The 12,044-nt window shown below is 55.2% G+C and carries 11 protein-coding genes, 4 tRNA genes and 1 rRNA gene; all 16 read left to right on the top strand.

Translation table 11 applies throughout. The features are described 5' to 3' along the window. The first annotated feature begins 137 nt into the window (after positions 1-137). Positions 138-253: ribosomal RNA gene (rrf, locus tag QOM08_RS25350) — 5S ribosomal RNA — on the top strand. Between the two features lie 132 nt (positions 254-385). Then, positions 386-1,342: a bifunctional biotin--[acetyl-CoA-carboxylase] ligase/biotin operon repressor BirA gene (birA, locus tag QOM08_RS25345; RefSeq protein ID WP_316912279.1), complete on the top strand. Its 957-nt coding sequence runs from the start codon at positions 386-388 to the stop codon at positions 1,340-1,342. Then, positions 1,332-2,081: a pantothenate kinase gene (locus QOM08_RS25340; protein ID WP_139049046.1), complete on the top strand. Its 750-nt coding sequence runs from the start codon at positions 1,332-1,334 to the stop codon at positions 2,079-2,081. Before birA ends, QOM08_RS25340 begins: the two co-directional genes overlap by 11 nt. Positions 2,082-2,088: 7 nt before the next feature. Beyond that, positions 2,089-2,541: a hypothetical protein gene (locus QOM08_RS25335; protein WP_139049047.1), complete on the top strand. Its 453-nt coding sequence runs from the start codon at positions 2,089-2,091 to the stop codon at positions 2,539-2,541. 142 nt (positions 2,542-2,683) lie between these two features. Next, positions 2,684-2,768 (top strand) — tRNA-Tyr (locus QOM08_RS25330). A 24-nt stretch (positions 2,769-2,792) separates the two neighbouring features. Next, positions 2,793-2,866, top strand: a tRNA-Gly gene (locus QOM08_RS25325). Positions 2,867-2,892: 26 nt separating this feature from the next. Next, a tRNA-Thr gene (locus QOM08_RS25320) sits at positions 2,893-2,968 on the top strand. Positions 2,969-3,052: 84 nt separating this feature from the next. Further along, on the top strand, positions 3,053-4,246 hold the full coding sequence (gene tuf / locus QOM08_RS25315) for an elongation factor Tu (RefSeq protein ID WP_139049048.1): 1,194 nt from the start codon (positions 3,053-3,055) through the stop codon (positions 4,244-4,246). A gap of 52 nt (positions 4,247-4,298) precedes the next feature. Continuing rightward, a tRNA-Trp gene (locus QOM08_RS25310) sits at positions 4,299-4,374 on the top strand. A gap of 45 nt (positions 4,375-4,419) precedes the next feature. Further along, positions 4,420-4,788 carry a preprotein translocase subunit SecE gene (gene secE, locus QOM08_RS25305; RefSeq protein WP_003186101.1) on the top strand — a complete coding sequence of 123 codons (369 nt, stop codon included), beginning with the start codon at positions 4,420-4,422 and terminating at the stop codon, positions 4,786-4,788. A gap of 9 nt (positions 4,789-4,797) precedes the next feature. Beyond that, positions 4,798-5,331, top strand: coding sequence for a transcription termination/antitermination protein NusG (nusG, locus tag QOM08_RS25300; protein WP_003186097.1), 534 nt, complete (start codon positions 4,798-4,800; stop codon positions 5,329-5,331). 117 nt (positions 5,332-5,448) lie between these two features. After that, entirely contained in the window at positions 5,449-5,880 is a 432-nt protein-coding gene (gene rplK, locus QOM08_RS25295) for a 50S ribosomal protein L11 (RefSeq protein ID WP_003176435.1), read from the top strand. Further along, positions 5,880-6,575, top strand: a complete 696-nt coding sequence (gene rplA / locus QOM08_RS25290; RefSeq protein ID WP_003186095.1) for a 50S ribosomal protein L1 — start codon at positions 5,880-5,882, stop codon at positions 6,573-6,575. Before rplK ends, rplA begins: the two co-directional genes overlap by 1 nt. Before the next feature lie 198 nt (positions 6,576-6,773). After that, on the top strand, positions 6,774-7,274 hold the full coding sequence (gene rplJ / locus QOM08_RS25285) for a 50S ribosomal protein L10 (protein ID WP_047230484.1): 501 nt from the start codon (positions 6,774-6,776) through the stop codon (positions 7,272-7,274). A gap of 78 nt (positions 7,275-7,352) precedes the next feature. Next, positions 7,353-7,718 (top strand): 50S ribosomal protein L7/L12, encoded by a 366-nt coding sequence (gene rplL, locus QOM08_RS25280; protein WP_027617682.1) that lies wholly within the window; start codon positions 7,353-7,355, stop codon positions 7,716-7,718. A gap of 220 nt (positions 7,719-7,938) precedes the next feature. Continuing rightward, positions 7,939-12,012, top strand: coding sequence for a DNA-directed RNA polymerase subunit beta (rpoB, locus tag QOM08_RS25275; RefSeq protein ID WP_047230483.1), 4,074 nt, complete (start codon positions 7,939-7,941; stop codon positions 12,010-12,012). Positions 12,013-12,044: the final 32 nt, after the last annotated feature.

Below are 12,044 nucleotides of genomic sequence, written 5' to 3'. Positions count from 1 at the left end.
AATTTGTTGACCCGATACAGGGCACCAGATTGCGGTGTGTGAAGACGCTATGAACCGAAAGTTCGCACAACACACAAATCTATCGCATACCCATTCGCTGGAACGTGATCGCAAGTCACGCGCTGGCTACCGAATTTCTTGACGACCATAGAGCATTGGAACCACCTGATCCCATCCCGAACTCAGCAGTGAAACGATGCATCGCCGATGGTAGTGTGGGGTTTCCCCATGTGAGAGTAGGTCATCGTCAAGATTAAATTCCGAAACCCCTATCTGCTGACGCAGGTAGGGGTTTTGTTTTGCCCGCAGGAAAGACCATTTGTGTTTCTATGCAACGGTCTTGCGCATCGCTATCATGCGGGCCTCATTATCAGGTGCAGTTTGCATGCTCACGTTGCTTAAACTTCTGAAAGATGGCCGGTTCCACTCGGGGCAGGCGCTGGGTACTGCGCTGGGTATCAGTCGTAGTGCTGTATGGAAGCAGTTGCAGCACCTGGAGGCGGAGTTAGGGTTATCTGTTCATAAGGTTCGAGGTAGGGGTTATCAGCTGGCTAAGCCGCTGCTGCTTTTGGACTCGGCTGAGATTAGCGCCAAAGAGTCCTGTGAGTGGCCCATCCATATATTTGACTCCATTGATTCGACCAACGCTGAAGCGCTTCGCGCCTTAGAGCGTGGAATGGGCGCGCCATTTATGATTTTGGCCGAGCGACAAACAGCCGGTCGTGGTCGTCGTGGTCGCAAGTGGGTGAGTCCGTTTGCGGACAATCTCTACCACAGCCTGGTGCTGCGAATTGATGGTGGCATGCGCCAAATTGAGGGGCTCAGCCTGGTTGTAGGGCTTGCAGTTATGCACGCCTTGCATGATATGGGGATCACGGGGGCTGGGCTGAAGTGGCCTAACGATGTCCTGGTAGGTGATAAGAAAATCGCGGGCATCTTGCTTGAATTGGTGGGGGATCCAGCAGACGTTTGCCACGTTGTCCTCGGCGTAGGGATTAATGTGAATATGCGGTCGACCGATGAGGTCGATCAGCAATGGACGTCCATGTGCCTTGAGGCGGGCAGGGATTTTGATCGAAACGAGCTGGTTGGACGGTTGGCCGCGAAGTTTCAACATTACCTCAGGCTCCACCAGGTGTCGGGTTTCTCCGCGATCCAAGAGGAATGGGAGCGATACCATCTGTGGCAGGGGCGGAATGTTTCCCTGATTGCCGGTATCAACCAGGTTGACGGGGTTGTGATGGGCATTGATCGTCAGGGCGCGCTGCGTTTGAAGGTAGATGGCGTGGAAAAAATCTTTAGCGGTGGTGAGCTCAGTTTGAGGTTGCGTGATGATTCTTGAGCTCGATTGCGGCAATAGCTTTATCAAGTGGCGTGTCCTTGACTTCGATGGCGTAACGCCGGTCGAAGGAGGGGTGGTTGGTACCGATAGTGCCCTGCTGGCAAGCTTGAGTGACACCGATAAATTTCAGCTCAAGAAATGCCGTCTCGTTAGCGTGAGGACTCCGCAAGAGACGGATTCGCTGGTTGCTCTGCTAATTGATGTTTTTGGAGTGTCTGTCTCACGCGCTGTGCCTGTTCGGGAGTTGGCCGGTGTTAAGAACGGTTACAACGATTACGAGCGGCTAGGGCTCGATCGATGGTTGGCTTTGCTTGGGGGCTTCCATCTTGCCTCGGGAGCCTGCCTGGTGCTCGATTTCGGTACGGCCGTTACAGCGGATTTCGTGGCCGCGGATGGTGAGCATTTGGGGGGGTTCATTTGTCCTGGTATGCCTTTGATGCGTAATCAGTTGCGCACTCATACCCGACGGATTCGCTATGACGATACGGCTGCCGAGCGGGCTCACGAGAGCCTCGCCCCTGGTCGCGAGACTGTAGAGGCGGTGGAGCGCGGTTGCATGCTCATGCTCAGAGGATTTGTCCTGACTCAGCTTGAACTGGCTAAAGAATATTGGGGGAAAGACTTCGTAGTATTTCTCACGGGAGGAGATGCCAATTTGGTATCCGGTGTTGTGCCTGATGCCAAGGTAGTGCCTGATCTGGTCTTTGTTGGTTTGGCGATGGCCTGTCCTTTGTCTTGAGGTTCCTATGCGGTGGCTTTTTCTGCTGTTGGTGGTTTTGAATGTCTTTTATTACGTCTGGCATCAACAGGAGGCTCCGCTTCGGGCAAAAGATGTGACTCCGTTGAGTTTGTACCGGGGCTCGCAGCAGGATATTCATCTCTTGAGCGAAACGGCAGATGCGCTTGTAAGGCGGGATTCAGGCAAATCTGCTGGCCGAGGCGCATGTGTTTATCTTGGTGGCTTCATCCGGATTGAAATGGCGCGCCAGCTGGAGCAGCGCCTCGCGGCATCCGGGATCGCGGCTCGCTCCATTGCGCAGGGCTCACCGAATCTGCCTGAGGGCGAAGGATTTTGGGTTCTGATTTCGCCAGATAGCGCGATGAAAGTGAATGAAATGCTGCTTCAAAACCTTTCTAAAGAATTCAATGAGTTAAAACATAAAATAATGCCCTGTGAGGGGGTTGCACCCGCAGGGTAGTTTGCATAGAATGGCGCCCGCTTCGCAGCGAAGGCCTTTAATGGCTAGCGCCACGAAGCGGCGTCAACGCAGCTAACCTCAGGTTTTTTATGAGAAAATGCTTGACAGAAGGCTGGCATGATATAGAATGCCGGCTCGCTTAGGAGGGGTTCCCGAGCGGCCAAAGGGATCAGACTGTAAATCTGACGTCTACGACTTCGAAGGTTCGAATCCTTCCCCCTCCACCAGTTTTAGCGTGAGCTGCAAGCTCCGCGGGTATAGTTTAGTGGTAGAACCTCAGCCTTCCAAGCTGATGATGCGGGTTCGATTCCCGCTACCCGCTCCAAGTTTGCAGGTTGTGCATAGTGTTTCGCTCTTGTAGCTCAGTTGGTAGAGCACACCCTTGGTAAGGGTGAGGTCAGCGGTTCAAATCCGCTCAAGAGCTCCATATAACAAGGCAGATATGAAAATATCTGCCTTTGTTTTAATGGTTTGTGTGACTTGCTAAATTCTTCTCCTAGGGGTGATTTCGATGGCTAAGGAAAAGTTCGAACGTAATAAGCCGCACGTCAACGTTGGTACCATCGGTCACGTCGACCACGGTAAAACCACGCTGACCGCTGCTCTGACCCGTGTCTGCTCCGAAGTTTTCGGTTCGGCCAAGGTTGACTTCGACAAGATCGACAGCGCCCCGGAAGAGAAAGCTCGCGGTATCACCATCAACACCGCTCACGTTGAATACGATTCGGCCGTGCGTCACTACGCACACGTTGACTGCCCAGGTCACGCCGACTACGTAAAAAACATGATCACTGGTGCTGCCCAGATGGACGGCGCGATCCTGGTTTGCTCGGCCGCTGATGGTCCGATGCCACAAACCCGTGAGCACATCCTGCTGTCCCGTCAGGTAGGCGTTCCGTACATCGTTGTCTTCCTGAACAAGGCTGACATGGTTGACGATGCTGAGCTGCTGGAACTGGTTGAGATGGAAGTGCGCGATCTGCTGAGCACTTACGACTTCCCAGGTGATGACACTCCAATCATCATCGGTTCGGCTCTGATGGCTCTGAACGGCCAAGACGACAACGAAATGGGTACCACCGCTGTCAAGCGTCTGGTAGAAACTCTGGACAGCTACATCCCAGAGCCAGAGCGTGCTATCGACAAGCCGTTCCTGATGCCAATCGAAGACGTATTCTCGATCTCCGGTCGCGGTACTGTTGTGACTGGTCGTGTTGAGCGTGGCATCGTCCGCATCCAGGAAGAAGTTGAGATCGTCGGTCTGCGCGACACTCAGAAAACTACCTGCACCGGCGTTGAAATGTTCCGCAAGCTGCTCGACGAAGGTCGTGCTGGCGAGAACTGCGGCGTACTGCTGCGCGGCACCAAGCGTGACGACGTTGAGCGTGGCCAGGTTCTGGTCAAGCCAGGCACCGTCAAGCCGCACACCAAGTTCACTGCAGAAGTTTACGTTCTGAGCAAGGAAGAAGGCGGCCGTCATACTCCGTTCTTCAAAGGCTACCGTCCACAGTTCTACTTCCGTACAACTGACGTGACCGGTAACTGCGAGCTGCCAGAAGGCGTTGAAATGGTAATGCCAGGTGACAACATCCAGATGACTGTCACTCTGATCAAGACCATAGCGATGGAAGACGGTCTGCGTTTCGCTATCCGTGAAGGCGGTCGTACCGTCGGCGCTGGTGTCGTAGCCAAAGTCATCGAGTAAACAGTTGTAATGTCTTTTTCGGGCCGGCATAATGGTCGGCCTGATTTTGTTTAGGTCAGTAGCTCAATTGGCAGAGCGACGGTCTCCAAAACCGTAGGTTGGGGGTTCGATTCCCTCCTGACCTGCCAGATTCACTTGGTGTATCTGGCTTTCTTTTCACAGGATCTTCATAGATGACTCCTAAAGCTGAAGCTCAAGGCTCTCGCTTCGATCTGCTCAAGTGGCTAGTGGTAGTCGCTTTGGTGGTTGTTGGCGTTGTTGGCAATCAGTATTACTCTGCTTCGCCGATCCTGTACCGTGTACTTGCATTGCTTGCCATTGCCGCTGTTGCTGCCTTTGTGGGGTTGCAAACGGCTAAGGGCAAGTCTTTCTTTGTACTCGCTAAGGAAGCTCGCACCGAGATTCGTAAAGTCGTATGGCCGACTCGCCAAGAAACCACGCAGACCACGTTGATCGTTGTGGCTGTTGTTCTGGTAATGGCGTTGCTGTTGTGGGGGCTCGATTCCCTGCTCGGCTGGCTTGTTTCCTTGATTGTTGGCTAAGGGTGTCCCGTGGCTAAGCGTTGGTACGTTGTGCATGCTTACTCGGGTTACGAGAAGCATGTCATGCGCTCGCTGGTAGAGCGCGTAAAGCTGGCTGGCATGGAAGATGGCTTTGGCGAGATTCTGGTCCCCACTGAAGAAGTGGTTGAGATGCGTAATGGCCAGAAGCGCAAAAGTGAACGCAAGTTCTTTCCAGGCTACGTGCTGGTACAGATGGATATGAACGAAGGGACTTGGCACTTGGTCAAGGATACCCCTCGGGTGATGGGCTTCATTGGCGGTACCGCTGACAAGCCCGCGCCGATTACAGATAAAGAGGCAGAAGCGATTCTGCGTCGCGTCGCTGATGGTAGCGATAAGCCGAAGCCAAAAACACTGTTTGAGCCAGGTGAAGTTGTTCGGGTCACTGACGGCCCATTCGCTGACTTTAATGGCACGGTTGAAGAAGTTAACTACGAAAAGAGCCGGATCCAAGTGGCAGTGCTCATTTTCGGTCGCTCTACTCCGGTAGAGCTAGAGTTCAGTCAGGTCGAAAAGGTCTGATTGAACAGGCATCCCAACCCCGCAGCCCTAGGCTGTGGGGTTTTGTCGTCACTGGGATAAACGCGCAAGTAACCGGGGAGCCTTTCGAGGCGCTAGAACCCGTAATTGGAGTGCCTCATGGCCAAGAAAATTACCGCTTACATCAAGCTGCAAGTGAAGGCCGCTCAGGCTAACCCAAGCCCACCTGTTGGTCCTGCCCTGGGTCAGCACGGCGTGAACATCATGGAATTCTGCAAGGCCTTCAACGCCCGTACTCAGGGTCTTGAGCCAGGTCTGCCAACTCCAGTGATCATCACTGTCTACAGCGACCGTAGCTTCACCTTCGAAACTAAAAGCACCCCTGCTTCGGTTCTGCTGAAGAAGGCTGCAGGTTTGACCAGCGGTTCCGCTCGTCCAAACACCGTTAAGGTTGGCACCGTTACCCGTGCCCAGCTGGAAGAAATCGCGAAAACCAAAAACGCGGATCTGACTGCAGCTGATATGGATGCAGCCGTGCGTACTATCGCCGGTTCTGCTCGTAGCATGGGCCTTAACGTGGAGGGTGTGTAATGGCTAAGCTGACCAAGCGTCAAAAGGCTATCGCCGGCAAAATCGAAGCAGGCAAGGCCTACAACTTTGTAGACGCCGCCGCTCTGCTGGCCGAGCTGTCGACTGTCAAGTTCAGCGAGTCGTTCGACGTTGCTGTAAACCTGGGTGTTGACCCGCGTAAATCCGACCAGGTCGTTCGTAGCGCTACCGTGCTGCCACACGGCACTGGCAAGACCGTTCGTGTAGCTGTTTTCACCCAGGGCCCAGCAGCTGAAGCTGCTCTGGCTGCTGGTGCTGACCGCGTAGGCATGGACGATCTGGCTGCTGAAATGAAAGGCGGCGACCTGAACTATGACGTAGTTATCGCATCCCCGGATGCCATGCGCGTTGTGGGTCAGTTGGGTCAGATCCTCGGTCCACGTGGTCTGATGCCTAACCCTAAAGTCGGCACCGTAACGCCAGACGTAGCTACCGCGGTTAAAAACGCCAAGGCTGGTCAGGTTCGTTATCGCACCGACAAGAACGGCATCATTCACACCTCCGTTGGCAAGATTGGCTTCGACGCCGTCAAGTTGAAGGAAAACGTAGAAGCCCTGATCGCTGATCTGAAGCGTATCAAGCCAGCTTCTTCGAAAGGCATCTACGTCAAGCGCGTTACCCTGAGCACCACTATGGGCCCAGGTCTGGTCATCGATCAGAGCTCGCTCGACGCGTAAGACTCAGATTGGCGCAAGCGATTGCGCCAATCGAAAAATTGGGGTCCCTGCCTGGCGGGGGCTGTCCAAGACCGTAGGCGACGCAAGTCTTAAACCACAAGCCTACGCAGATGGTGCTCCCGGTTCCTTACCGAATCAGACACCAAAACGACATTCGGTTTCGACCGAATGAAACGGTAACAAGCAGGAGTTAAACCCGTGGCAATTAATCTCGAAGACAAGAAGGCCATCGTCGCTGAAGTCAACGAGGCTGCCAAAGTCGCTCTGTCCGCTGTCGTGGCTGATGCCCGTGGCGTAACAGTAGGCGCAATGACCGGACTCCGTAAAGAGGCCCGTGAAGCTGGTGTTTACGTACGTGTCGTACGTAACACCCTGCTCAAGCGCGCAGTTGCTGACACTGAATACAGTGTTCTCAACGACGTGTTCACCGGCCCGACCCTGATCGCGTTCTCCAAAGATCATCCAGGCGCTGCTGCCCGTTTGTTCAAGGAATTCGCCAAGGGTCAGGACAAGTTCGAGATCAAGGCAGCTGCGTTCGAGGGCAAGTTCCTCGCAGCTAATCAGATCGATGTACTGGCAACACTGCCGACCCGCGACGAAGCCATTTCGCAGCTGATGAGCGTGATTCAAGGCGCTACCAGCAAGCTGGCTCGTACTCTGGCTGCAGTTCGCGAGCAAAAAGAAGCTGCCGCAGCCTAAGGCTGAGCACTTCCTCTCGCGCTTTTTTGTTTATTTCGATGGCCGCGTAGGCCGTCCCCCAATTCAGGAAATACAGTAATGTCTATCTCCCAAGACGATATCCTCAACGCCGTAGCTGAAATGTCGGTTCTGCAGGTTGTTGAGCTGATCAAAGCTTTCGAAGAGAAATTCGGCGTTTCCGCTGCCGCTGCTTCCGCTGGTCCAGCTGCTGCTGCCGCCGTTGTTGAAGAGCAAACCGAATTCAACGTCATGCTGACCGAAGCTGGCGAGAAGAAAGTAAACGTGATCAAGGCAGTACGTGAACTGACCGGTCTGGGCCTGAAAGAAGCCAAGGCTGTAGTTGACGGCGCTCCTGCCATGGTTCTGGAAGCTGTTGCCAAAGACGCAGCTGACAAAGCCAAGGCCGCTCTGGAAGAAGCAGGCGCTAAAGTCGAGCTGAAGTAAGCATCGACTTTGCGTCTCCAGCCCGAGCGTTAAGCGACAGGCTGATGGCTGGTGGCTTTTGCCACCGGCCTTTTTCCGTTATTGGCAGCCGACTGGGTCGGTGCTTATAGCGCGCTGTATCCACCCGATGTGGTGGCGCAAACCATGGGGTTTGCACGATTTTCTGGCTGCTCCCGTCGGGAGGGGCCAAACAAGCAGGTGACCAAGCTGGGGAACGCTGATGGCTTACTCATATACTGAGAAAAAACGTATCCGCAAGGACTTTAGCAAGTTGCCGGACGTCATGGATGTGCCGTACCTCCTGGCCATCCAGCTGGATTCGTATCGTGAATTCTTGCAAGCGGGAGCGACTAAAGATCAGTTCCGCGACGTGGGCCTGCATGCGGCCTTCAAATCCGTTTTCCCGATCATCAGCTACTCCGGCAATGCTGCGCTGGAGTACGTCGGTTATCGCCTGGGCGAACCGGCATTTGATGTCAAAGAATGCGTATTGCGCGGTGTGACTTACGCCGTACCTTTGCGGGTAAAAGTGCGCCTGATCATTTTCGACAAAGAATCGTCGAACAAAGCGATCAAGGACATCAAAGAGCAAGAAGTCTACATGGGTGAAATCCCCCTGATGACTGAGAACGGTACCTTCGTAATCAACGGTACCGAGCGTGTAATCGTTTCCCAGCTGCACCGTTCTCCGGGCGTGTTCTTCGACCACGACCGTGGCAAGACGCACAGCTCCGGCAAACTGCTTTATTCCGCGCGCATCATTCCTTACCGCGGTTCGTGGCTGGACTTTGAGTTCGACCCGAAAGACTGCGTATTCGTGCGTATCGACCGTCGCCGCAAGCTGCCTGCATCGGTACTGCTGCGCGCGCTCGGCTATACCACTGAGGAAGTGCTGGACGCGTTCTACACCACCAACGTTTTCCATGTGCAGGGTGAGAATCTCAGCCTGGAACTGGTGCCTCAGCGCCTGCGCGGTGAAATCGCTGTCCTCGATATTCAGGACGACAAAGGCAAGGTTATTGTCGAGCAGGGTCGTCGTATCACCGCTCGCCACATCAACCAGCTGGAAAAAGCCGGGATCAAAGAGCTGCAGGTGCCGATCGACTACGTTCTGGGTCGCACCACGGCCAAGGTCATCGTGCATCCAGCTACCGGCGAAATCCTGGCAGAGTGCAACACCGAGCTGAACACCGAGATCCTGGCAAAAATCGCCAAGGCCCAGGTTGTTCGCATTGAAACTCTGTACACCAACGATATCGACTGCGGTCCGTTCATCTCCGACACGCTGAAGATCGATTCCACCGGCAACCAGCTGGAAGCCCTGGTCGAGATCTATCGCATGATGCGTCCAGGCGAGCCGCCAACCAAAGACGCAGCCGAGACCCTGTTCAACAACCTGTTCTTCAGTCCTGAGCGCTATGACCTGTCTGCGGTCGGCCGGATGAAGTTCAACCGTCGTATCGGTCGTACCGAAATCGAAGGTTCGGGCGTGCTGAACAAGGACGACATCGTTGCGGTGCTCAAGACCCTGGTCGACATCCGTAACGGCAAAGGCATCGTCGATGACATCGACCACCTGGGTAACCGTCGTGTCCGCTGCGTAGGCGAGATGGCCGAGAACCAGTTCCGTGTTGGCCTGGTGCGTGTAGAGCGCGCGGTCAAGGAACGTCTGTCGATGGCTGAAAGCGAAGGCCTGATGCCGCAGGATCTGATCAACGCCAAGCCAGTGGCTGCTGCGGTGAAGGAGTTCTTCGGTTCGAGCCAGCTCTCTCAGTTCATGGACCAGAACAACCCGCTGTCGGAGATTACCCACAAGCGTCGTGTATCTGCACTCGGCCCGGGCGGTCTGACCCGTGAGCGCGCAGGCTTCGAAGTTCGTGACGTACACCCGACTCACTACGGTCGTGTATGCCCGATTGAAACGCCGGAAGGTCCGAACATCGGTCTGATCAACTCGCTGGCAGCCTATGCTCGCACCAACCAGTATGGCTTCCTCGAGAGCCCGTACCGTGTGGTGAAAGAAGGTCTGGTGACCGACGAGATCGTGTTCCTGTCCGCTATCGAAGAAGCCGATCACGTGATCGCTCAGGCTTCGGCGACCATGAACGAAAAAGGTCAGCTGATCGACGAGCTGGTAGCTGTTCGTCACCTGAACGAGTTCACCGTCAAGGCGCCAGAAGACGTCACCTTGATGGACGTTTCGCCCAAGCAGGTTGTTTCGGTGGCGGCATCGTTGATTCCGTTCCTCGAGCACGACGACGCCAACCGTGCGTTGATGGGCTCGAACATGCAGCGTCAAGCTGTACCGACCCTGCGTGCCGACAAGCCGCTGGTAGGTACCGGCATGGAACGTAACGTTGCCCGTGACTCCGGCGTTTGCGTCGTGGCTCGTCGTGGTGGCGTGATCGATTCCGTCGACGCCAGCCGTATCGTGGTTCGTGTTGCCGATGACGAAGTTGAAACTGGCGAAGCTGGTGTCGACATCTACAACCTGACCAAATACACCCGCTCCAACCAGAACACCTGCATCAACCAGCGTCCGCTGGTGAGCAAGGGTGATCGGGTTCAGCGTAGCGACATCATGGCCGACGGCCCGTCCACCGATATGGGTGAGCTGGCACTGGGTCAGAACATGCGCATCGCGTTCATGGCATGGAACGGCTTCAACTTCGAAGACTCCATCTGCCTGTCCGAGCGTGTTGTTCAGGAAGATCGCTTTACCACGATTCACATTCAGGAACTGACCTGTGTGGCTCGTGACACCAAGCTTGGCCCAGAGGAAATCACTGCGGACATCCCTAACGTGGGTGAAGCTGCACTGAACAAGCTGGACGAAGCCGGTATCGTTTACGTAGGTGCTGAAGTAGGCGCAGGCGACATCCTGGTTGGTAAGGTCACTCCGAAAGGCGAGACTCAACTGACTCCGGAAGAAAAACTGCTGCGTGCCATCTTCGGTGAAAAAGCCAGCGACGTTAAAGACACCTCCCTGCGTGTGCCTACCGGCACCAAGGGTACCGTCATCGACGTACAAGTCTTCACCCGCGACGGTGTAGAGCGTGACGCTCGTGCACTGTCTATCGAGAAGACTCAACTCGACGAGATCCGCAAGGACCTGAACGAAGAGTTCCGTATCGTTGAAGGCGCAACTTTCGAGCGTCTGCGCTCCGCTCTGGTCGGCCACAAAGCCGAAGGCGGCGCCGGTCTGAAGAAAGGTCAGGAAATCACCGACGAAGTTCTCGACGGTCTTGAGCATGGCCAGTGGTTCAAACTGCGCATGGCTGAAGATGCTCTGAACGAGCAGCTCGAGAAGGCCCAGGCCTATATCGTTGATCGCCGCCGTCTGCTGGACGACAAGTTCGAAGACAAGAAGCGCAAACTGCAGCAAGGCGATGACCTGGCTCCAGGCGTGCTGAAAATCGTCAAGGTTTACCTGGCAATCCGTCGTCGCATCCAGCCGGGCGACAAGATGGCCGGTCGTCACGGTAACAAGGGTGTGGTCTCCGTGATCATGCCGGTTGAAGACATGCCGCACGATGCCAATGGCACCCCGGTCGACGTCGTCCTCAACCCGTTGGGCGTACCTTCGCGTATGAACGTTGGTCAGATCCTTGAAACCCACCTGGGCCTCGCGGCCAAGGGCTTGGGCGAGAAGATCAACCGTATGATCGAAGAGCAGCGCAAGGTTGCTGACCTGCGTAAGTTCCTGCACGAGATCTACAACGAGATCGGCGGACGCAACGAAGAGCTGGATACCTTCTCCGACCAGGAAATCCTGGATCTGGCGAAGAACCTGCGCGGCGGCGTTCCAATGGCAACTCCGGTGTTCGACGGTGCCAAGGAAAGCGAAATCAAGGCCATGCTGAAACTGGCAGACCTGCCGGAAAGCGGCCAGATGCAGCTGTTCGACGGCCGTACCGGCAACAAGTTCGAGCGCCCGGTTACCGTTGGCTACATGTACATGCTGAAGCTGAACCACTTGGTAGACGACAAGATGCACGCTCGTTCTACCGGTTCTTACAGCCTGGTTACCCAGCAGCCGCTGGGTGGTAAGGCGCAGTTCGGTGGTCAGCGTTTCGGGGAGATGGAGGTCTGGGCACTGGAAGCGTACGGTGCCGCATACACTCTGCAAGAAATGCTCACAGTGAAGTCGGACGATGTGAACGGCCGGACCAAGATGTACAAAAACATCGTGGACGGCGATCACCGTATGGAGCCGGGCATGCCCGAGTCTTTCAACGTGTTGATCAAGGAAATTCGTTCCCTCGGCATCGATATCGATCTGGAAACCGAATAACACGTGACGCGAATCGAGAGCGGGGCTGTTTT

Source organism: Pseudomonas sp. P105 (assembly GCF_032614175.1).
Classification (GTDB): domain Bacteria; phylum Pseudomonadota; class Gammaproteobacteria; order Pseudomonadales; family Pseudomonadaceae; genus Aquipseudomonas; species Aquipseudomonas rhizophila.
Note: the sequence above shows the minus strand (reverse complement) of the source record. Positions and strands in the feature narration are given on the sequence as shown.

Excerpts from the sequence above, each read along its gene's own strand:
- rplK (WP_003176435.1), top strand. The coding sequence starts at position 5,449 with ATGGCCAAGAAAATTACCGCTTACATCAAGCTGCAAGTGAAGGCCGCT.
- QOM08_RS25340 (WP_139049046.1), top strand. The coding sequence starts at position 1,332 with ATGATTCTTGAGCTCGATTGCGGCAATAGCTTTATCAAGTGGCGTGTC.
- QOM08_RS25335 (WP_139049047.1), top strand. The coding sequence starts at position 2,089 with ATGCGGTGGCTTTTTCTGCTGTTGGTGGTTTTGAATGTCTTTTATTAC.
- tuf (WP_139049048.1), top strand. The coding sequence starts at position 3,053 with ATGGCTAAGGAAAAGTTCGAACGTAATAAGCCGCACGTCAACGTTGGT.
- birA (WP_316912279.1), top strand. The coding sequence starts at position 386 with ATGCTCACGTTGCTTAAACTTCTGAAAGATGGCCGGTTCCACTCGGGG.
- rplL (WP_027617682.1), top strand. The coding sequence starts at position 7,353 with ATGTCTATCTCCCAAGACGATATCCTCAACGCCGTAGCTGAAATGTCG.
- secE (WP_003186101.1), top strand. The coding sequence starts at position 4,420 with ATGACTCCTAAAGCTGAAGCTCAAGGCTCTCGCTTCGATCTGCTCAAG.
- rplA (WP_003186095.1), top strand. The coding sequence starts at position 5,880 with ATGGCTAAGCTGACCAAGCGTCAAAAGGCTATCGCCGGCAAAATCGAA.
- rpoB (WP_047230483.1), top strand. The coding sequence starts at position 7,939 with ATGGCTTACTCATATACTGAGAAAAAACGTATCCGCAAGGACTTTAGC.